This window comes from Chloroflexota bacterium, from assembly GCA_016197225.1.
Taxonomy (GTDB): domain Bacteria; phylum Chloroflexota; class Anaerolineae; order Anaerolineales; family VGOW01; genus VGOW01.
Map to the genome: position 1 here is coordinate 1 of JACPWC010000078.1, position 19957 is coordinate 19957.

Annotated in this window: 17 protein-coding genes, 1 pseudogene and 1 riboswitch; of the genes and pseudogenes, 10 read left to right on the top strand and 8 right to left on the bottom strand. The window is 59.2% G+C overall.

Translation table 11 applies throughout. The features are described 5' to 3' along the window. Nucleotides 1-63: 63 nt before the first annotated feature. From HYZ49_14385 to HYZ49_14415, 7 genes are all read left to right on the top strand, one after another. Nucleotides 64-1143 (top strand): branched-chain amino acid ABC transporter permease, encoded by a 1080-nt coding sequence (locus HYZ49_14385; protein ID MBI3243468.1) that lies wholly within the window; start codon nt 64-66, stop codon nt 1141-1143. A 3-nt stretch (nt 1144-1146) separates the two neighbouring features. Further along, on the top strand, nt 1147-2742 hold the full coding sequence (locus HYZ49_14390; GenBank protein MBI3243469.1) for a branched-chain amino acid ABC transporter permease: 1596 nt from the start codon (nt 1147-1149) through the stop codon (nt 2740-2742). A 36-nt stretch (nt 2743-2778) separates the two neighbouring features. Beyond that, nucleotides 2779-3759, top strand: coding sequence for an ABC transporter ATP-binding protein (locus tag HYZ49_14395; GenBank protein MBI3243470.1), 981 nt, complete (start codon nt 2779-2781; stop codon nt 3757-3759). A gap of 5 nt (nt 3760-3764) precedes the next feature. Further along, the gene (locus HYZ49_14400) at nt 3765-4472 is read left to right on the top strand and encodes an ABC transporter ATP-binding protein (protein ID MBI3243471.1); all 708 of its coding nucleotides are present in this window, start codon (nt 3765-3767) and stop codon (nt 4470-4472) included. Nucleotides 4473-4556: 84 nt separating this feature from the next. Beyond that, entirely contained in the window at nt 4557-5528 is a 972-nt protein-coding gene (locus HYZ49_14405) for an ornithine cyclodeaminase family protein (GenBank protein MBI3243472.1), read from the top strand. A 146-nt stretch (nt 5529-5674) separates the two neighbouring features. Beyond that, entirely contained in the window at nt 5675-6832 is a 1158-nt protein-coding gene (locus HYZ49_14410; protein ID MBI3243473.1) for an FAD-binding oxidoreductase, read from the top strand. A gap of 3 nt (nt 6833-6835) precedes the next feature. Continuing rightward, the gene (locus tag HYZ49_14415; protein ID MBI3243474.1) at nt 6836-7996 is read left to right on the top strand and encodes a CinA family nicotinamide mononucleotide deamidase-related protein; all 1161 of its coding nucleotides are present in this window, start codon (nt 6836-6838) and stop codon (nt 7994-7996) included. An 82-nt stretch (nt 7997-8078) separates the two neighbouring features. On the opposite strand, the gene acpP is transcribed toward HYZ49_14415, so the two are convergent. Next, nucleotides 8079-8318, bottom strand: a complete 240-nt coding sequence (gene acpP / locus HYZ49_14420; protein ID MBI3243475.1) for an acyl carrier protein — start codon at nt 8316-8318, stop codon at nt 8079-8081. Nucleotides 8319-8461: 143 nt separating this feature from the next. On the opposite strand from acpP, the gene HYZ49_14425 reads away from it, so the two are divergent. The 3 genes from HYZ49_14425 to HYZ49_14435 are packed head-to-tail and all read left to right on the top strand — an operon-like array spanning nt 8462 to nt 10828. Beyond that, complete coding sequence (locus HYZ49_14425; protein MBI3243476.1) at nt 8462-9505, top strand: type 2 isopentenyl-diphosphate Delta-isomerase; 1044 nt, start codon at nt 8462-8464, stop codon at nt 9503-9505. After that, nucleotides 9495-10505 carry a polyprenyl synthetase family protein gene (locus HYZ49_14430; protein MBI3243477.1) on the top strand — a complete coding sequence of 337 codons (1011 nt, stop codon included), beginning with the start codon at nt 9495-9497 and terminating at the stop codon, nt 10503-10505. Before HYZ49_14425 ends, HYZ49_14430 begins: the two co-directional genes overlap by 11 nt. Beyond that, nucleotides 10505-10828, top strand: coding sequence for a hypothetical protein (locus tag HYZ49_14435; GenBank protein ID MBI3243478.1), 324 nt, complete (start codon nt 10505-10507; stop codon nt 10826-10828). Before HYZ49_14430 ends, HYZ49_14435 begins: the two co-directional genes overlap by 1 nt. A 10-nt stretch (nt 10829-10838) precedes the next feature. On the opposite strand, the gene hemW is transcribed toward HYZ49_14435, so the two are convergent. From hemW to HYZ49_14470, 7 genes and pseudogenes are all read right to left on the bottom strand, one after another. Next, nucleotides 10839-12071 (bottom strand): radical SAM family heme chaperone HemW, encoded by a 1233-nt coding sequence (hemW, locus tag HYZ49_14440; GenBank protein MBI3243479.1) that lies wholly within the window; start codon nt 12069-12071, stop codon nt 10839-10841. 79 nt (nt 12072-12150) lie between these two features. Then, complete coding sequence (locus HYZ49_14445) at nt 12151-12786, bottom strand: TraR/DksA C4-type zinc finger protein (GenBank protein ID MBI3243480.1); 636 nt, start codon at nt 12784-12786, stop codon at nt 12151-12153. Next, nucleotides 12777-12939, bottom strand: a riboswitch (molybdenum cofactor riboswitch). It overlaps the preceding gene by 10 nt. 84 nt (nt 12940-13023) lie before the next feature. After that, nucleotides 13024-16377: a molybdopterin-dependent oxidoreductase gene (locus HYZ49_14450; GenBank protein MBI3243481.1), complete on the bottom strand. Its 3354-nt coding sequence runs from the start codon at nt 16375-16377 to the stop codon at nt 13024-13026. Beyond that, nucleotides 16374-17510: a polysulfide reductase NrfD gene (gene nrfD, locus HYZ49_14455; protein ID MBI3243482.1), complete on the bottom strand. Its 1137-nt coding sequence runs from the start codon at nt 17508-17510 to the stop codon at nt 16374-16376. Before nrfD ends, HYZ49_14450 begins: the two co-directional genes overlap by 4 nt. A 30-nt stretch (nt 17511-17540) precedes the next feature. Then, nucleotides 17541-18449 carry a 4Fe-4S dicluster domain-containing protein gene (locus tag HYZ49_14460; GenBank protein MBI3243483.1) on the bottom strand — a complete coding sequence of 303 codons (909 nt, stop codon included), beginning with the start codon at nt 18447-18449 and terminating at the stop codon, nt 17541-17543. A gap of 154 nt (nt 18450-18603) precedes the next feature. Continuing rightward, on the bottom strand, nt 18604-19146 hold the full coding sequence (locus HYZ49_14465; GenBank protein MBI3243484.1) for a hypothetical protein: 543 nt from the start codon (nt 19144-19146) through the stop codon (nt 18604-18606). Between the two features lie 46 nt (nt 19147-19192). Next, a pseudogene (locus tag HYZ49_14470) lies at nt 19193-19753 on the bottom strand (response regulator transcription factor). Nucleotides 19754-19957 lie beyond the last annotated feature (204 nt).

The window sequence follows — 19957 nt, forward strand, 5'->3', positions numbered from 1 at the left end:
CGCTCTTTCAAGAGAAAAACTTAAAATTCCTGGGCGAGCATTCCGCCCAAAAGGTGGTCATTGATGCGGCTCGGACAACGACTCCTGTTAGCGGCAATAGCCATTTATCTTTTACTCTTCTTCGGCCCGATCGCGGGCTTCGACCTCTTCCGAATCGTCGGCGAAATCGCCAACAAGCCATCCACCTTACTCCAACAATTGCTCATCGGCATCGCCAACGGCTCCATCATCGCGATTATTGCCCTGGGTTACACCCTGGTCTACGGCATCATTGAATTAGTGAACTTTGCCCACGGCGATACTTATATGCTCGGCGCATTCATGGCCCTGACCATTATCGGCGCAACGGGCGTAGACGAAAAAAGCGCCGTCGGGGCAAAAGTGATTGCTATTGTGGTGGCCTTCATCGGCGCGGCGGCCTTTACCGCGACTGTTAACGTGGCCACCGAACGGTTCGCCTACCGTCGTCTGCGCAACGCCCCGCGACTGGCGCCTCTTATTTCGGCCATCGGCATGTCGTTCATCCTGCAAAACGTCGGGTTGTTCTGGGGCGGTCTGCGCCTCTTCTTCCCAATCATGGGCGTGAACGCCGCCGCCCCCAAAGCCTTCCCGGACTTGATCGGGCGGGTGGATGTTTTCAAAGACCTTCTCCACATCAATGTCCCCATCGCCTTCACCACCAAAGACTTGTTGGTGATCGTCGTCGCCAGCACCTTGATGATTAGCCTGAGATTGTTTGTGCAATACACCCGGCTCGGCAAGGCCATGCGCGCCACGTCCGAGAACCGTGATGCGGCCAAGATCATGGGCATTGATATTGACCGGGTGATCTCGTTTACCTTCCTGCTGGGCGGTTTGCTGGCCGGGTCTGCCGGTTTGCTGGTCGGGCTTTACAACAACACCGTAGTCTTCACTATGGGTTTCACCGCCGGTCTGCGCTCCTTCACCTCGGCGGTGCTGGGCGGCATCGGCAACATCACCGGCGCGATGCTGGGCGGTCTGCTCATCGGCGTGCTGGCGGCATTCAGCGATCAATACTTCTCCTCGCGCTGGACGAACGCCTGGGTATTTGCCATTTTGGTATTGGTGCTCGTCCTCCGGCCCAGCGGGTTGCTCGGCGAAAACGTGGGTCAGAAAGCATAAGCTATGGAAAAACTACGTCCTGCTATCATCATTGGTTTGCTAGGAGGGGGCATCACCTTGATGTTCGGCGGCTGGTCTATGGTCGTCATGGGCCTGGCCATCGGCGCGCTCACCGGCCTCAATTACGGCCAGCACTCAACGCAGCGTACGCCTCAAGGCATCGGGCGTGAGGCGATGATGCCCGGCATTGTCGCCACCAGCGTCACGGCCATCGGTGGCGTCATTTACACCTTTATTGTCAGACCTGCCACCGGCAAGCCCATTCTCTATCAACTCCCCCTCAAATTTGGCGGTATTGAGCTTCCATTCAGCAGTATTCTGGTGCTGATTGTAGCCAGCCTCGTCGGCATCATTCTCGGCGCAGGCCTGGCGATGTACATTGCCTCCCTGCAAGGCCTCCCCGACAGCAAACGCCGCAACCCGCTCATCATCACCCTGGCTGTTTCCCTGCTCATCTTCCCCTTCTTCGAGCAGGCCGCCAACATGCAGTGGATGTCGGCGGTGATCACCGTCCAAATTTTCATCTTGTTGGCTTTGGGATTGAACATCGTCGTCGGTTACGCCGGTCTGCTCGACCTGGGCTATGCCGCCTTCTTCGCCATTGGCGCTTACACTACCGCCCTCCTCAATTCGCCAAGAATTCACATTGAATGGAACTTCTGGCTGGTGATCTGGATCGCCGCCGCCATCGCCTCGGTTGCCGGCCTGGTGCTGGGCGCGCCCACCCTGCCCCTGCGTGGCGACTATCTGGCTATCGTCACTCTGGGCTTCGGCGAGATTGTGCCAGTCGTGTTTCGCAACCTGATCGCCGTCACTCTGCGCGAGCCTCTCACCCGCATCTGCCTTCTCGGTTGCGACCCGGTGGTCGAAGTCCGCAACGCCTGCATTTATGCCTGCACCGGCCCGCTTAACCTTACCGGTGGTGAAGCCGGCATCAACCCCATTGGCCGCCCACTCATCCCTTTCACCCCGCAAAGCCTCTTTGGCTCCTCCAGCTACCTGCCGTGGTATTTCCTGGTTCTGGTGCTCATCGTCTTCTCCATCTTCCTCATCAGCCGTCTGCGTAACTCGCGTATTGGCCGGGCCTGGATGGCGATCCGGGAAGACGAACTGGCCGCCTCGCAAATGGGCATTGACCCGGTGAAGACCAAACTTCTGGCCTTTTCCATGGGCGCCACCTTCTCCGGTTTCGCCGGAGCGTTTTATGGGGCCTACATCTCGGCCATCTTCCCCGGCGTGTTCGACTTCAGCGTCTCAGTCATCATCTTGTGCATGGTAATTCTGGGCGGCCTGGGCAACATGCTGGGCGTCATCATCGGCGGCATTTTGATTATGGGCACCGACCGCCTTCTCCTGCCGCAAGCGGCCACCCTGCTCAAAGGCTTCATGAACACAACGGTTCTGCCCAACGTCGGCAACCCGGCCCTGCGCGACTTCCTCGCTACCAGCGTCGATCCGATCCAGATGCGCCTGGCCCTGTTTGGCATTGTGCTGGTGGTGATGATGATCTCGCGGCCTGAAGGCCTGATCCCTAGCGCCGAACGGAAGGCCGAGCTGCACGCCGGAGAAGAAGAAGGTTCGGTCGCCGCCGCCGATTAACCAACCACCAGACTACTTGACCACCAGACGATTACTATGGCCCTCTTAGAAGCGACCAAAGTTACTCAAACATTCGGCGGCCTCACCGCCGTCAACTCCGTTGATTTCGTGATCGAAAAGGGAATGATCGCCGGTCTCATCGGCCCCAACGGCGCCGGCAAGACGACCTTCTTCAACGACATCACCGGCATCTACAAGCCCACCGGCGGCAGTCTCGTCTTCGACGGCCAGAGCATTGTCGGCCTCAAGCCGCACGACATTACCGCCCGCGGCATCTCGCGCACCTTTCAGAACATCCGCCTGTTCAGCAATATGTCCGCCCTCGAAAATGTGATGGTCGGCAGTCAGGTGCGGATGCACTCCGGCCTGCTCGGCGCATCGCCGCTGGCCGCCTGGCCGCAATGGGCCAAGTGGCTCATCTTCGCCGCGGGCGTCAGCATCATCGTCGCCAACGTGCCAGTGTATCTGGTCTCAGGCAGTATTTCTCTCGCCTACTTGATGATTCTCCTGGGCTTCCCCAGCGCGCTCGTCGGCGCGATGCTGATCTCCACTCTCGTTGACGGCCTCTTCGGCGCGCTCTTCCGCCACCACACTGTCACTAAAGAAGAAGAAACGGCTGAAGAAAAAGCGCTCAAATTGCTGGATTACGTGGGCCTGGGGCGCGGCGAAGCGCACACGACCGCCAAGAACTTGCCTTACGGCCTGCAACGGCGATTGGAGATTGCGCGCGCCCTGGCCACCGAACCCAAATTGCTCCTGCTCGACGAGCCAACCGCCGGGATGAACCCCGCTGAAACTGCCGACCTTACCGCCTTCATCCGCCGCCTGCGCGACGATCTGGGCCTCACCATTCTGCTCATCGAGCACGACATGCGCGTGGTCATGGGCATCTCCGACCGGGTGACGGTGTTGGATCATGGCGAAAAGATCGCCGAAGGCCCCCCCGCCGAAGTCCAGCGCAACCCGCAAGTCATTGAAGCCTATCTCGGGAAAGGCACCGCCAGCGCGGGCAAATAAACATCATGCTGGAACTCCAAGACGTTCACACCTACTACGGCAACATCCACGCCCTCAAAGGCATCTCGCTCAACGTTGATAAAGGCGAGATCGTCACCCTCATTGGCTCCAACGGCGCCGGCAAAACCACCACCCTGCGCACCATTCAGGGCCTCATCCGCCCGCGCTCCGGCTCCATCAAACTCGAAGGCGAAGAACTCAGCAAAGTGCCGGCGCATCTCATCACCGCTCGCGGCGTGTCGCAGTCGCCGGAGGGCCGTTTGATCTTCCCGCGCATGACAGTGATGGAAAACCTGGAGATGGGCGCGTTCAGCCGCAACGACAAAGGCGGCATCCAAAAAGATTTGGAGCGCGTCTTCTCGTCCTTTCCTCGCCTCAAAGAACGCGTCAGGCAAAAAGGCGGCACGCTCTCCGGCGGCGAGCAACAAATGCTGGCCATTGGCCGCGCCCTGATGGCCAACCCGCGCGTGCTCCTGCTCGACGAACCTTCGATGGGCCTGGCCCCGATCCTCGTCGAGCAAATCTTCCAGATCATCGGCGAACTCAACAAGCAAGGCACCACCATTCTGCTCGTCGAGCAAAACGCCCGCATGGCCCTCTCCATCGCCCATCGCGGCTACGTATTGCAAACCGGCGAGATCCGTTTGCAGGGCGAGGCCGCCAAACTGCGCGACGACGAAGAGGTCCGCAAAACCTATCTCGGCGAACACTAAACTCAATTCACAATTCTCAATGCACAATGCCAGTTGCGAATTGCGAATTGAGCATTGTGCATTTTTGTTTAATCAGGTTGCCTGATGCTTATTTTGACTGCCGCCGACGTCCGCCGCGCTCTGCCCATGCGGGCCGCGATTGACTCGCAAAAACGCGCCTACGCTTCCCTCGTCAACGGGGAAGCCGCCTTGCCCCTCCGCACCCCAGTCACTGTGCCCAACCAGGGCGCTGTCACCCTCTTCATGCCCGCCCGAGTCGGCGGCGATCTCGGCGCAAAGGTCGTCTCCGTCTTCCCCAACAATGTCGCCAAAGGCCTGCCCATGATTCACGGCGCAGTGATCCTGGTGGACACGACCACCGGCCAGCCGATTGCTTTGATGGATGCCACCTATCTCACGGCCTTGCGCACCGGCGCCGGGGCGGGCGCCGCCACCGAAACCCTCGCCCGCCCGGACTCTCGCGTGGCGGCCATCATCGGCAGCGGAGCTTTGGCGCGCGCGCATTTGCTCGCCATATGCGAAGCGCGGCCCATTAAACTCGCCCGCATCTTTAGCCGCAACCCTCAGCGCGTTTCCGCTTTTATTGATGAGATGCAACCTCTTGTCGGGGCAACCCTGGTGGCTGCCCCCTCCCCGGCAGAGGCCGTTCGAGAGGCCGACATCGTCTGCACAGTCACCACTTCCAATACGCCCGTCTTCGACGGCAACGATCTCAAACCCGGCGCGCATGTCAACGGCGCCGGCTCGTACACGCTCGACATGCAGGAGGTGGACGCCGAGACGGTGCGCCGGGCCGGCAAAGTATTTGTCGACTCGCGCGAGTCGGCGCTGGCCGAGGCCGGTGATGTGGCGGAGCCGATCAAGGCCAACCTCATTGCCGAGAGCGACCTGATCGAAATTGGGGCTGTCATCACCGGCAGCCAGCCGGGCCGGACATCAAGCGATCAGATCACCTTCTTCAAGTCGTGCGGCGTCGCCGTGCAGGACGTGGCCGCCGGGGGCGAAGTGCTTCGTCGGGCGAAAGAACTGGGGCTGGGAACCGAAACGGCTCTATGATCCGCTCAGCCCCGCGATCCGTGAACCAGCCGGCACCCATCTGAATCGAAATCGATCCACCACAAAGACTCGAAGACTCAAAGTCTCACTAAGAAATCTTTGTGGAACTTTGTGCCCTGGTGTCTTCGTGGTAAGACCATCTTGTCATGAGCGAACTTCCATCTACAGCAAACGTCCTCATCATCGGCGGCGGGGTGATGGGCGCTAGCACTGCCTATCATCTTGCCAAGCGCGGCGTCAAGAACGTCGTCCTGCTCGAAAAAGAATCGTTCTTCGGGCTGGGCGCAACCGGGCGGTGCGCGGGCGGCATCCGCCACCAGTTTGCCACCGAAGTCAACGTCCGGCTTTCGATTGAAAGTTTGCAGATGCTGGACGACCTGGAAGCCGAGACGGGGCAACCGGCTCTGGTTCGCAAGTGCGGCTATCTGCTGATCACCCACCGCGAGACGGATGTGGAAGTCTTCAAGCGCAACGTCGCCTTGCAGAATTTGCTCGGCGTAATGACCCAACTGCTGTCCGGCGATGAGGTGCGGCGCATGATCCCGCTCTGTCATTTCCCCGACGCCATCGCCGGAACGTTTCACTCCAAAGACGGCCTGGCCGACCCGAACAGTGTGGTGATGGGCTATATCAACGCCGCCCGGCGACTCGGCGCAAAGTGTTTGACCGATGTGGATGTGACGGGCATTGAAACGTCAGGTGGAAAGGTGACGGGGGTGAAAACGGCCCGGAGCATGGTGGCGGCTGAAACGGTGGTGGACGCCGCCGGCCCGTGGAGCGCCGTGATCGGCAAGATGGCCGGCGTTGACATTCCACTTGTCCCGCTTCGCCGCCAGTGGCTCACCACCACGCCACTCCCCGAAGTTCCGAAAGATTTTCCATTCGTCATTGACTTTCCGCAAAGCCTGTATTTTCATCGCGAGGGCGATGGCCTGCTCACCGGCATGTCGAACCCGAACGAGAAGATTGATTTTGACCAGAGCGTGGACGACGAGTGGGAGTTGGTGCACATGGAAGCCGCCATCCAGCGCCTGCCGCTGTTGGAGAGGGCGGGCGTGGTTTCGCGCTGGGCCGGGCTGTACGAGGTGACGCCCGACGCCCACCCCATCCTGGGGCCGACGCCACTGGGCGGCTTTTATCTGGTGGCCGGCTTTTCCGGCCACGGCTTCATGCACGGCCCGATCTGCGGCAAACTGATGGCGGAGATGATTTTGGATGGCCGGGCAAGCACGGTGGATGTTTCGATGTTGGATTACAACCGGTTTGCTGAGGGTCGAGAGATTCGGGAATATAATGTCGTGTGATTTATGAACTCTGAAATCATCGCCATCGGCACTGAGATCGTCCTGGGCGACCTGGTGGACACCAACACTGCTCACATCGCCCGCAAACTGCGAAGCATCGGGCTGGATGTACTTTACACTTCAGCGGTCGGCGACAACGAAGACCGCATCACCGACGTGATCCGCTACGCGTTGAAACGCTCTCAAGTCGTCATCACCAGCGGCGGCCTGGGGCCGACGGTGGACGACATGACCCGCGCCGCCGTCGCCCGCGCCACAGACCACCAGCTTATCTTTGATGAATCGCTCCACGAGCAAATCCGCGCCCGCTTTGCCCGCATGAACCGCCAGATGACGGAAAACAACAAACTGCAAGCCTGGCGGCCCGAAGGTTCAACGCCGATTGAAAACCCGGTCGGCACTGCGCCCAGTTTTGTGGTGGATACAGGCGAAAGCGTCATCATCAGCCTGCCCGGCGTGCCGCGCGAGATGGAATATTTGCTGGAGGACGCCGTCCTGCCCTACCTTCGCCGGCGATTCAATCTCAATTCGCTCATCAAGGTTCGTGTCCTGCACGTTGTTGGCCTGGGCGAGAGTGTGGTGGATCAGCATGTGGGTGACCTGGAAAAGTTGAGCAACCCGATGGTCGGCCTCAACGCTCACTACGGCATCGTAGACATTCGCATCGCGGCCAAAGCCGGGAGCGAGGCCGAGGCCGACACACTGATTGCCAACGTCGAGAAAACCGCCCGCGAGCGGTTGAACGACTCGATTTTTGGCGCCGACGATGAGACGTTGGAAGGTGTGGTGATGGCTAAGTTGATCGAGCGCGGCCATCAAGTGGCAGTGATCGAAAGCGGCACGCTGGGCCGCATTGCCGGAAAGCTGGCCCAGGCCGACGGGGGCCGGGGCGCATTTCGCGGCGGCGAGATCAAATTGCTGGACGGCTCGGCTGACCTGAAAGTCCTGGCCAGGTCGGTTGCCGAAGTTTCGGGCGCAACTTGCGGGCTGGCTTGTGTGGCAAGCGCCCAGGATAAAGTTCTGGAGATCGGCGTCGGGGTTTGGCGGGCCGGGGAGGCCAAACACTGGCAAATGAAGTTTGGCGGCCACCCGGCCCTGATCCCGGATTGGGCGGCGACAATGGCCCTCAATGCCTTGCGAAGAAGTTTGATGAAAGACGGATGACGTCCGTCATTAGGCAACACAACGGGCGGCGGCCAAATGGCCGCCGCCCGTTTTTAGTTCAGAGCCGCCACGCATCGAACGGTTACTTGCGCATCTTGCTGTCAACGTATTCGATGGCTTCGCCAACGGTGGTGATCTTCTGAGCGTCTTCGTCCGAGATCTCGCCTCCGAACTCTTCCTCGAAGGCCATGATCAATTCAACCAGATCGAGCGAGTCTGCCTCGAGGTCTTCACGGAATTTCTTGTCCGCTGAAATATCCTCAGGCTTGGCGCCCAACAGCTTGACAATGATTGCTTTGATTCGCTCTTCAGTATCCGACATAAAATCCTCCTCTTGGATGGGCAAATTTGCCCCATTGTATTGACGTGGCATAGACTGTCAAGGACGCCGGTCGTCACATTGTTTGACAAGCCTTCCTCCGGCTGGTAACATGACCGCCACTCATCCTAATGGAACACCCTCAAATGGCCGAAGTTACGGGAACTACCTCACGCAAGGACGACCACCTCCGCATCAATCTTGAAGAAGATGTCCAGTTTCACGGATTGACAACCGGCCTTGAACGATACCGGTTTCCGCACACCGCCCTGCCCGAACTTAACCTGGCCGACGTTTCCATTGCGGCTCGCCTCTTCGACAAAGCCCTGGCCGCCCCCATCCTCATCTCGTCCATGACCGGCGGCACCGACCGCGCCAAACAAATCAACCGCGCGCTGGCCGAGGCCGCCCAGGCCGCCGGAGTCGCGATGGGCCTCGGCTCCATGCGCGCCGCCCTCGAGCGGCCAGAGACCGCTCACACCTTTCAGGTGCGTGATGTTGCGCCCGACATTTTGCTCTTTGCCAACCTCGGCGCAGTGCAGTTCAACTACGGCTACGGCGTTGACCAGTGCCGCCGTGTCATCGAGATCGCTGAGGCTGACGCCCTCATTTTGCACTTCAACGCTTTGCAAGAAGCTGTCCAACCTGAGGGCGACACCAACTTTGCCGGCCTCCTCAAAAAGGTTGAGGAAGTGTGCAAGGCATTAAACAGAGACGGCATTCCCGTCATTGCCAAAGAAGTCGGCTGGGGATTTTCCAGCGACGACGCCTGGAGACTCTTGTGCGCCGGAATCAGCGCCATTGACGTGGCCGGGTCGGGCGGCACTTCGTGGAGCCAGGTGGAGATGCACCGGGCCAGGACTCCGTCTCACGCCCGCGTGGCGGCCGCCTTCGTCAACTGGGGTATCACCACTGTTGAGGCCATCAATAATGTGCGCGGCATGGCCCCCGAACTGCCCCTCATCGCTTCCGGCGGCTTGCGCGACGGACTCGACATCGCCAAGTGCATCGCCCTCGGCGCAACCCTCGGCGGCCTGGCCGGCCCCTTCCTCAAAGCCGCCGACAAGTCGGCTGAGGCCGTCGTCGAAACCATCAACGAACTTGCCCGCGAGATTCGCATTGTTCTCTTCGCCACCGGCTGTAAAGACCTGGCCGCCCTGCGCGAACTGCCGCTTATTGATGTTGACTGACTTCATCGCCCAATTCGTGCCGGCCATTGACGCCGAACTGCGGGCCACGCTCGACTTTCGCCTGCCTCCGCCCGACGACTACGCCCGAATGTTGTACTACCACCTCGGCTGGATTGACGAAGGTCAGCCGCCTCTGGTAGCCGGCAAGCGCACGCGCCCCACACTCACTTTGCTCTGCGCCGCCGCCGCCGGCGGGGACTGGCAGAAAGCATTGCCCTTCGCCGCCGCCGTCGAACTGATCCACAACTTCTCGCTCGTCCACGACGACATCCAGGACGAGAGCCAGCTTCGCCGGGGCCGGGCCACCGCGTGGAAACTTTGGGGCACGCCCCAGGCCATCAACGCCGGCGACGCGCTTTTCACCTACGCCCACCTGGCCGCCCAGCGCGCCCGCCTGCGCGACCTCGACCCGGCCATTGCCCTCGAAGCCCTTCAACTGCTCGACACGACCTGCCTGCATTTGACTCAAGGTCAGCATCACGACATGGCCTTTGAAACACGGGGCAACATCACCGCCAACGATTATCTGCAAATGATCGAAGGCAAGACGGCCTCGCTCATCGCCACTGCCGCCGAGTGCGGCGCCCTGGCCGCCGCTCAGCCGCCAGCCGCGCGCGCGCGCTATCGTGAGTTCGGGCGGCATCTTGGCCTGGCCTTTCAAATTCGTGACGACATTCTAGGAATCTGGGGCGACAGTAGCATCACCGGCAAATCCGCCGCCACCGACATTTTGACGCGCAAGAAAACCCTGCCGGTGTTAGTGGGGCTGGATCGAAACCCCGGCCTGCGAACTGCCTATCGTCCCGAGTCGGAAGGTGGGGCCGCCGTGGCCGACATCGTGGCCGCCCTCGAAGCCTGCGGGGCGCGCGCCTTCAGCGAAGAAAAAGAAAAGCGCCACGCCGACCTGGCCCTGGCCAGCCTGGCCGCCGCCCGCCCGGTCGGCGAAGCGGGGCAGGCGATCAAAGAATTGACGCTCCAATTGTTAGGACGTGAGAATTGATGCCTGCGCCTCAAAGCTTGTCCTGTCCCAACTGCAACGCCGCCCTCGATTACGCCGGCGAGCAGTCCGTCATTCGCTGTGAATACTGCGGCAGTTCGGTCGTCGTGCCGGAGTCTGTTCGCCCCACCGCACCCAAACCTGATCCATTGGTTTCAGACCCGACATTGAGTGAAGTGGCGGCGCTCTTCCGGGCCGGGAAGCGAGTACAGGCCACCATTCTCTATCGTGAAATCACCGGGGCAGGACTGAAGGAAGCTAAGCTGGCGCTCGACCGCTTTGCCGCCGGAGAACCGTTGAGGCGGCCAAACCGGATGGGAGGATAGCGGCTCTTCATCACACAAACTTCTCAAACACCCAATTCGCCACCAGCCGCCCGCCCTTCGTCAGCTTCACCCGGTCCGTGTCGGCCTCAACCAGCCCTCTTTCCTTCATTTCCCCAATTTCCTTCGCATAAACATCCTCAATCTTCATCCCGAACCTTTGCTGAAACGTTTCCCAACCCACACCATCCTGAGTGAGCCGCAAACCGGTCAACATCGTCTCGTCCATTTCAGTCCTGGCGTCAATTGGGATTGACTCGGCCAGAGAGGGCGAAAACGGAAAAGGCTTTGGCGCTCCTTCTTCCATTCGCCGGACGTAAGCTGTGGGCGAAGCAACGTTTGAGTAGCGGTATCCATCAAAGCATCCGTGCGCTCCGGCTCCTAGGCCGAGATAGGGAAGGTTGCGCCAGTATTGAAGGTTGTGCCTGCATTTGTAATCAGTTATCAGTGAACAATGAACAGTTGGCAGTCCACTGTTCACTGATAACTGACCACTGTTCACTGCTTTTGCCCAGCTTGAGATTTCGTATTGTTCAAACCCGGCTCGTTCCAGTTCTTCATCGGCCCATTCGTACATGTCGGCGGCCAGGTCGGAGTCCGGCTCGGACAGGAGGCCGCGCTGAACCCAGGCCCGCAGAGGCGTGCCAAAGTCGAGCGAAAGGGCGTAAATTGAAAAATGGTCGGGGTTGAGGGCGATAGACTTTTGAAGTGTGTCCCGCCAGCTTGCCATCGTTTGGCCGGGCGCGCCGTAAATCAGATCGAGGCTGATGTTCTCAAAGTCGGCCTGTCGTGCCAGCCGCATGGCTTCGGCCACGTGCTCAAAGGTGTGCGTGCGCCCGAACAATGCCAACTCATTGGCCTGCGCCGACTGCGCCCCAAAACTCAGCCGGTTGACGCCCAGAGTCCGCAACCCATTTAAGCAGGCGGCGTCCACTGAGTCGGGATTGGCTTCGAGGGAAATTTCGCAGTCGCCAGTCAACGAGAAGGAGTCGCGGAGGGCGGCAAATATCTCGGCCAGCGACTCAAGCGGAAGAATGGACGGTGTGCCGCCGCCGAAATATAACGTGTGAACGTCGTCAATCGCCCCCTGCCCGACCTGCCGAATCTCTTTCACCAACGCTGCCGTGTAGGCCGGCATCAAGTGGTTCAGCCCGGCATAGGCGTTGAGGTCGCAATAAGAGCAAAGATGCTGGCAAAAGGGAATCGAAATATATAAGCTGGTGTTTTGAGTGCGGCTGATAGTCATTTTTCCTGAAGGCCAAAAGCCGAGTCATCGCAACCCGGCTCATCTTCAGGGAAGTATACAGCTTTTGCAGGGCGAGGCTTCAAGGCTTGCTGAGTTGCGCGGCGGTTGAATTGAACAGGCTGTGTTGATGAGGCAGTTCAGCCGCCAGCAGGTAATAACTCTCTCCGGCGCAAGCCCGGCATAGAGTCACGCCCTCGCGGACAATTTCACGCTCGTTCATAATCTCTTCGCCGCAAACCTCACAGACTGCTCTCAAGCCGGGGCGGCTGACGATCTGTTCAACCGGAACTTTCAACGACACCGGCTGGATCGAAAGCAGTTCTTCGGCGGGCATTCGCTGATAGCCCAGAAGTTGCGCTTCCCACTTGTTGCGGGCCTCGAGCGCGTAAATGCGGGCGCGGGTTCGCGCCTCAAGCTGTGGAATGATGCGGACGGCCTGACCGGTGGCAGTGTCTATAAAAGTGGCGGCCACTTTGCCGTAGTCTTCCACCCGCAGAGTCCGCCGCCCCACCCAGCAATTGGTGACCGTCGAGATACCATCGGCGGCGCAACCGTCGGTTTCGACAATGGTCAACAAGCGTTTGTCGGTTTGGGGCAGGTCGAGGCCAAGCGCATCTCCAGCCAGCATTCCTATGCGCGCGCCCAGCACTTGCCGGGGGCAAAGGTGGCGGTGAAGCGCGGCGGACTCTTCGAGGAGTTGAGAGAGGGATTTCATAAAGGTCTCCTTTCCAAAATTGCGGAGGCCGGAGTGTTTCCATCTTCGGCCCACGGCGGCCAACTGGCCGCCCCTCTCCAGCGAGAGGCTCGGCCTGCCAGCCGTTGAGTGTAAACACACGGCAGGCTGGCAGGCTCGGAGACAAAGCAAAGTATTGTCGAAAGTGTAATGACCTGAGGCGGGCCTGGCTAATGACAAATATCGCTGTTTGTGGTGATGTTCGTCACCTTCCGGCCTTTATACCTTTGTCAGCTTCACCTTGCTGTCGTAGAACACTGCACTACCGCCCACCGGGTCGAACAGGGTGGTGTTCGTGATGAGCGGGTCGGTGCGCATGGCGGCGTTGGCGTGAATGCCCAGCACACGCTTCGGGTCGCCTTTGATGGTTGTGTCGCCGATGGTGATGTCACGAGCGCCGTAGGCCCAGTGGCCGAAGCCCAACGCAAAGGCGATGACACCGGGGCGCATGCCCTGGGCGGTCTTCACTTTGCCGACGATGGGTTGAGGATCGCCATTGCCAAAATCCCACACGCCATTTTGGTTGGAAGCCGACGACACTTTCACCGCATCGCCATCCTTCAAACCGCGCGCCTCGGCGTCTGCCGCATTCATCAGCACGAAGTTCTCTGGCAGAAGCGACCTGAGCCAGTAGTTGCCGGGCGTGCGGCTCTTGGTAGACGAGATTTCGCGGTAAGTGATCATGTGCAAGTCGTACTCCGCCCCGTCGTCCACCGGGTTGCCGTCGAAACCCATAGCCGGCTCAATGTACGTCGGAATACCGGGCAGACTCTTCCCGGTGCCGCTGTGCTTCACGCCCGCCGTCTTTTCGAGATACATGTTGATCAACTTGCCGAACTTGGTGCCGGTTGGGACGATGTAAGGTTCGTCAAACGATCCGGGGCGAACGCCGTCGCCGGGGTAACCCTTTTCGTAAGCCTGGAACCGGCCACCCCGACTCAACGCCGTCACCAGCTTCGGCCACAGGTCGCCGCTGATGGCCTTCCATCTTTCGGGATCGAAAACGGCTTTGGGCAGGTGCTTGCGGGCTTCAATGAAGTTGGCAATCTCCTCATCACTTGCATCAGGCACGGCGTCTTCGGCCTCTTTCTTTTCGCCGTAGGCCAGGTTGGCTGCCATTCGCAGATACAAGTCATCAGGGTGTTTGAAGTCCACGCCCTCGCCCAGGCCATTCGGGCCAAAGTCGGGCAGCCCAAGTTTCTCGGCCATCGCCAGCAAAAAAGCTTCCCATTGCAAAGCCATTTCCTGCCCATAAACCGTCACCGTGCCGGTGAGCGGGGCAATGGTGGGCTGGCGCACGCCCTGAACCTTGAAGGTAATGTTGGGGTGCGAGCCGCCGAACTCCCAACGTTCCAGATACGTCACGTCGGGGAAGATGTAGTCGGCGTACATGCTCGTCTCGCCGACAATGATGTCATTGGCGACGAAGAGCGGAATCTTGTTCACATCTTGCAGGATCTTGATCCACTCGTTGCCAGCCGGGAGCGAGTACACGGGTGAGCCCATGTAAATGAAGGCGGCCTTGATCGGATACGGATAGGCGTCGCCGGCCGAGGGGATGATCTCCTGATAGATGTCGGAGGCCAACGGATACCAGTTGCGTTTGGCCGGGTAATGCTGGTCTTCCGGCAGGCCGGCGTAGATCGTCGAGTCTTCGTACTTCACATCGTGGCGAATCAGGCTGAGGCCAAACGGAGCCAGAGCGCCGGGGTCGGCCTTGCCAAGCAGGAATGGGCCTTCAGCTTTTGCGCCGGAGAGATCGTAGGTGCTGGCCCACACTTGCCCGCCACGCCAGTCGAAGTTGCCGATGAGCAAGGCCAGGTTGTACCAGGCAATAACGTTGTAATAGCCGTTGGTGTGCTGTGAGACTCCGCGGTGAATGTCCACGCAAGCGTTCTTGCCGTGCGAGGTGAACTCCCTGGCAATCGTCTCCAGGTCTCTGGCCTTCAAACCCGAAATCTCCGCCCACTCCTCGAGGGTGTGCTTGTTAGCCGAGTCGAAGAGGATTTGCATACCGCTCTTCACCGTAAACTCGCCGAGTGCGACGTTATCCACCAGCAGTTGACCAGCAACGACAGGATTCTCCTCATCGTTCGGGTCAAACATCACCGGCTTGCCGTCGGCATCCAACACGATGAACGGATCGGTGTTGAAGACGGTTCCATCCGACGCGACCCAGGTGAAGGTCTTGATGCCATCCTTCTCTTCTTCCTTCTTCTCCACCAGCTTCAAGTCGGAGCCGTGCAGGAATTTGGTCGGCTTGCCTTTCTCCACATCCATCTTGACGAGCCAGGCGGCGTTGCACCAGGTGGGTTCGCCCGCCTTCTTGGACGCGCCTTTGTTGGCGTTGGCGAGATACTTGACATCGTAACGCTCGTTGGCGATCACCCACTGAATAAGGGCCAGAGCGATTGCGCCTTCGGTTCCGGGCTTGTTGGGCAACCATTTCCAGGCCTTGCCCGCAATCTTCGAAAGACGAGGATCGATCACAGCAAACTTGAGAGCGCCCTCGGCCAGGCGTTGCGTGATGCGCGGCACGCGATTGGTGGGGCCGTAGTTGCCCTCGAATGGCGACGCGCCGACAAAAATGACAAAATCGGCGCTGGCAGTGTCGCCCATCCAGTAGGCTTTGGCCCCGCCAGTGAACTTGCCACTCTGGCCGTCCCACTGATCGCTCATGGACTTGCCCGAAAAGTACAAACTGCCCTGACAGACGGTAGTGTGGCCGAGCCGGTTAGTTGTGCCCAAGCCAGAGCCAAAGAATCGGTGTGAAATGTCCGAGCGCCCGCCCTTCTTGCGGCCCCAGAAGTACAGAATCTGGTTGTTCTTCGGGCCAAAGTCGGGATGGTCGGGATCGATCATCTTGTCCATATAATCGGCGAAATCCACCTTGAACTGCTCAACCAGCCCCTTCTTCTTCTCGACATCCTTCTCGGCCCAAATGGCCTTGATGGCGTCATTCATGGCCTTCATCACTTTGACATCAGTGAGCGCGCGCAGGCTTCGTATGCCTTCCACGTCGCGGCTCTCTTCGCCGGGCACGCCGGCAAACAGCTTGCCGCCTTCGACGATCTCGGTGACGGCCTGATCGAAGTCAATCGTCACCCACTTGTTCTCGCCGCGCTTTCCGGCGCGCTTGAGAACCTTGACCAGCCGATAGGGATCGTAGGCGGTTTGCAAACCTGCCTGGCCTTTGGGACACAGCGGCGCATCAATGACAGCCGTGTCCGTGATCGAAGTGTCGTAAGGCAGGTGCGGCACCAGGTTCCACGGCGAGAACGGGTTGCCATCAATTTTGACGGCGACCCCGTCCAACAGCTTTACCTTGATCCCGCATTGCGTGTTACATTGCTGGCAGATCGAGTATATCTGATGATCCGGCTTGGCCAGCATGTAATCGGCCCCGGCAGAGGATTGGGCCAGCGCCTTTTGAATGTGGGGCAGACTACCCAGAAAGGCCCCACCGGCGGCAGTGGCCGCCACTTTGAGAAAGTCGCGCCGCGACAGGCCACAGCTTTCGGGCTGGGAAGCAGTTTGAGGTTTTGCGTTTGGGTGTTGGGCTTTATTAATCATTTTGTCACCTCCGTCTTCACTGAAAGGAATGGCAGACGATCCAGACCCAGGATGTAGGCCAGAGTCGCCAGACCAACCACACCGAGCGTGACCGACCATTCCAACAGACTCGGGAAGTAATCAATATTGAGATGTGGGCCGTGAAAGGCCGTGATCAGCCCTTCCAGTTCAGGAACGGTCAGGGCCGGGAAAACAATGTTGGCGCGAGCAACGGCAAACCCGACGAGGATGAGGACACCCATCAGCCCGGCCCAGAGGCCGTTCTTCGCCAGCCTGGGCTGAACCAGCACCAGAATAGGCGCGATTGTGCCGAGCGCAATTTGCAACCCCCAGAAGGCCCAGGCATAGGGGCCAAACAACACCAGTTGAACTGCTTTGACGTTGTCGGGAATGCCGCTGTATAGCGACTGAGAAAAGTCAACCCACAGAAAGTAGACCTTGACCAGCCCCAGCACCACCGAGAGCAAACTCAACACCCACAGTAATTGTGGCCGCTTCGTTTCGCTACCCAGGCCGAACCAGCCAACGATGATGAGCATGAACGCCACGCCCGAGGCCAGCGAGAAGACCGGGAACTGCGCCGGCAGAAGGCCGATGTGCCAGTAAGCCCGGTTGGCATTGATGCCGAGCAAAGCGCCCACACCGCCGCTGAGGAAGACAGACAGGAACAAGCCGACGGCCATCAGCACCTTCATTGGCGAGTCGCGCCGTTCACGAGTGGCAAACCACAACGACAGGGCCGTCAACAGCAGAAATATGGAGTAACCCCAAACCATCTGCGCCAATAGCGAGAAGAAATTGGGTTGCAGATACACTTTCCAGATTCGCTCCATGTGGCCCAGATCCATGCCAATCGTCATCAGGGCGGCGGGCATGGTAACCAGAGCGCCCCACAACGCGAACCGGCCTGTGCCCCGGAAGAGTTGCACTTCAAAGAGATAGTCGAGTGTGGCGATCATGTACGCGCCCGTGGAAATGCCGGCGAAGAACAGGTACATCGCCACCCACAGGCCCCAGGGCACGTACGAGCCATAGTTTACGTCGCGCTCGCCGACGAAGAGGCGAGTGTAAAAGCCCCACAGACCGAGCAACAGCGCAACCGCACCCAGGCCGTAGAGCGCCTTCTTGATAATAGATGTGTTTTGCATGTCTCACGCTCCTCGTTATATGAGATAGTACACGCGCGGCTGAGTGCCCAACTCTTCCTTGAGCCGGATGACGTTGGGCTTGTGGATCATTTCGGACACCAGGCTCTCCGGGTCATTGGCGTCGCCGAACAACGTGGCCCGGCCAATGCAGGTGGAGACACAGGCGGGCAACATGCCTTCTTTGATGCGGTGCAAGCAGAAGTGGCATTTGCGGGCGTTGCCTATCGGCGACTCGTGTTTCTCACGCGCCCATTGCCGGCCATATTCGAAATTGGGGGCGCGCTCGTAATCGTCGGCGACATTTTGGCCGACGATGAGGCCGTCGGCCACCGGGGTATCCTCGGTGTAGGTGTAACCAAAGTCTGAAGTGCGCGCGCCGTAAGGGCAGGCCGTGATACAGGCCCGGCAACCGATGCACTGCTCGTAATCCACTTGCACAATGCCTTCTTCATTCTTGTAAGTGGCGCTCACCGGGCAAACCGGAGTGCAGGGCGGGTTATCGCATTGCATGCACGGGCGCGGGGTGAACATCCGGGTGACGTTGGGATAAACGCCGCGCTCTTCTTCAAACACCGGGCGGTAGACCACGCCGGGCGGCAATTTGTTCTCGACTACACAGGAGATGGTGCAGGCATGGCAACCCACGCATTTGCGCAGATCAATGACCATCACCCAGCGGCGCTCGCCCGGCTTTTTCTGTAGCGCCTTTTGCAGTTCGGCCTGCATGCGAATGAGAGGATCATCGCCGGGTTTGGCTTCGAGCGCGGCATTGGCGCGGGCCGGCGCTTTGGAAGCAACGGCCTCCACCACCCGATCCGGGTCGGCTCCCCACGCGGCCAGTAGGGCCACAATCGGCCCGGCGGCCTTGAGAAAGTCGCGCCGATCAAATCGCTTTTCGGCGGTGGCGTTATCAGATTGACTCATAAGCAACCTTCCTTTCCAGTGAATTGTGGAGTTAGAGCGCACTGAAATGGAGTGCGCCACAGTCACTATAAACAAAACGAAGGTTGGAGGGCAGAGGGAGAAGTCCGCAATTTTCAGCGGTCGTGTGGGGAGAATCCCGACAGCGGGGCTGTGCTTATTCTTTTGAAACTGGCTTGTGAAGCAGGTAGGCCTGCAACTGCTGAACGGTTTGATCCAGCGTGGTTCGAGCGTTACGAAGCTGAAGTTGCTCGGCGGGGAGGAGTTCGGCAGCGCCGGCTTCGAGCGAGGCCAGCATGGCGCTGACGGCAAAGAGTGATTGCAATACCTCATCGCTCAATTGATGCCCCACTTCGGCTTGCTGGCGGGCGCGGGCCAGCACCTGAGCTTGCAAATCGCTCGTCTCGCGCTCCTCCAGCCAACGACCCAAAAAATGCAGAAGCGTAAAGGTCAACAGCGGCCCAACCGAGCCATAGATCACGATCTCGGCCAAAAAATGGTGCGTCTCCCCAATAACGTCGTGAATCCATCGCGCCGGGCCAATTTCGTAAATCACAACAACCAACAACAACCCGGTCGGGGCCAGCCACTTGAGCAAACCCAGGCGTTGGCGAATGGCCGACAGCGAGCGTGGCAAGCCGTTCTGCGCCGAGGCTGGCAAAAACACTTTGGCGGCATTATCTTTGGATAGCGTAGTCATGCGTCTAATAAAACCGAATTTTGCTAAATCGGTATAGAGACAGACATCATCTTTTGTCAGTTATGCCTGTCACGTTGTCGGTCAGCAGGCCGTGAGCAATGGCAAATTGCACCAGCGCCGCCCGCGAGCGCAGGCTCAACTTCTCCATACCGCGCGCGCGATAAGTCTCCACCGTCTTCGGACTCAGGCTGAGGCGCTCGGCAATCTCGGCTGAGGTATGGCCCAGGGAAACCAGGGTGAGGACCTCCTGCTCCCGCTCACTCAACGTTTCCCACGGGTCGCTGGGGGAAGCCGTCGAGGCCGTGGCAAGCAGGTCCTCAAGTAAGTCCCTTGTCATTGAAGGGTGGACGTAGATTTCGCCGCGCAAGACGGCGCGCACGGCGGAGATCAATTCGTTGTCGGCGGCTTTCTTGAGAACGTAGCCCATCGCCCCATAGCGAAGCGCCTGCTTGAGATACCCTTCGTCGTCGTGCATGGTCAGGATGAGGGTGCGAGCCGCCGGGGCCACTTTCCGCAGAACGGGCAGAGTTTCCATACCGTTCAAGCCGGGCATGGTCAGGTCAAGCAGAATTAAATCGGGTTGCAGGTCGGAGGCCAGTTTCAATGCTTCAATAAATGAATGATGGTGTTTATCACGTGATAACCAAATGGATCTTTCCTGCCAAAATAATAATTAAGTGAAAACGTAAAATAGGTGAGAAAACGATGGGTGTGGTTTGTCCAAATGGTTTGAATATCAAAAGGGTTTCGAAGGGTGTGATTTTCAAGAATTTGACCGCGATCGTCAAACTGAAAACTTGCATGAAACGTA

Bases quoted from the DNA above. Each gene is read 5' to 3' on its own strand.
- HYZ49_14385 (MBI3243468.1), top strand. From the start codon at position 64: ATGCGGCTCGGACAACGACTCCTGTTAGCGGCAATAGCCATTTATCTT.
- HYZ49_14390 (MBI3243469.1), top strand. From the start codon at position 1,147: ATGGAAAAACTACGTCCTGCTATCATCATTGGTTTGCTAGGAGGGGGC.
- HYZ49_14395 (MBI3243470.1), top strand. From the start codon at position 2,779: ATGGCCCTCTTAGAAGCGACCAAAGTTACTCAAACATTCGGCGGCCTC.
- HYZ49_14400 (MBI3243471.1), top strand. From the start codon at position 3,765: ATGCTGGAACTCCAAGACGTTCACACCTACTACGGCAACATCCACGCC.
- HYZ49_14405 (MBI3243472.1), top strand. From the start codon at position 4,557: ATGCTTATTTTGACTGCCGCCGACGTCCGCCGCGCTCTGCCCATGCGG.
- HYZ49_14410 (MBI3243473.1), top strand. From the start codon at position 5,675: ATGAGCGAACTTCCATCTACAGCAAACGTCCTCATCATCGGCGGCGGG.
- HYZ49_14415 (MBI3243474.1), top strand. From the start codon at position 6,836: ATGAACTCTGAAATCATCGCCATCGGCACTGAGATCGTCCTGGGCGAC.
- acpP (MBI3243475.1), bottom strand. From the start codon at position 8,318: ATGTCGGATACTGAAGAGCGAATCAAAGCAATCATTGTCAAGCTGTTG.
- HYZ49_14425 (MBI3243476.1), top strand. From the start codon at position 8,462: ATGGCCGAAGTTACGGGAACTACCTCACGCAAGGACGACCACCTCCGC.
- HYZ49_14430 (MBI3243477.1), top strand. From the start codon at position 9,495: ATGTTGACTGACTTCATCGCCCAATTCGTGCCGGCCATTGACGCCGAA.
- HYZ49_14435 (MBI3243478.1), top strand. From the start codon at position 10,505: ATGCCTGCGCCTCAAAGCTTGTCCTGTCCCAACTGCAACGCCGCCCTC.
- hemW (MBI3243479.1), bottom strand. From the start codon at position 12,071: ATGACTATCAGCCGCACTCAAAACACCAGCTTATATATTTCGATTCCC.
- HYZ49_14445 (MBI3243480.1), bottom strand. From the start codon at position 12,786: ATGAAATCCCTCTCTCAACTCCTCGAAGAGTCCGCCGCGCTTCACCGC.
- HYZ49_14450 (MBI3243481.1), bottom strand. From the start codon at position 16,377: ATGATTAATAAAGCCCAACACCCAAACGCAAAACCTCAAACTGCTTCC.
- HYZ49_14460 (MBI3243483.1), bottom strand. From the start codon at position 18,449: ATGAGTCAATCTGATAACGCCACCGCCGAAAAGCGATTTGATCGGCGC.
- HYZ49_14465 (MBI3243484.1), bottom strand. From the start codon at position 19,146: ATGACTACGCTATCCAAAGATAATGCCGCCAAAGTGTTTTTGCCAGCC.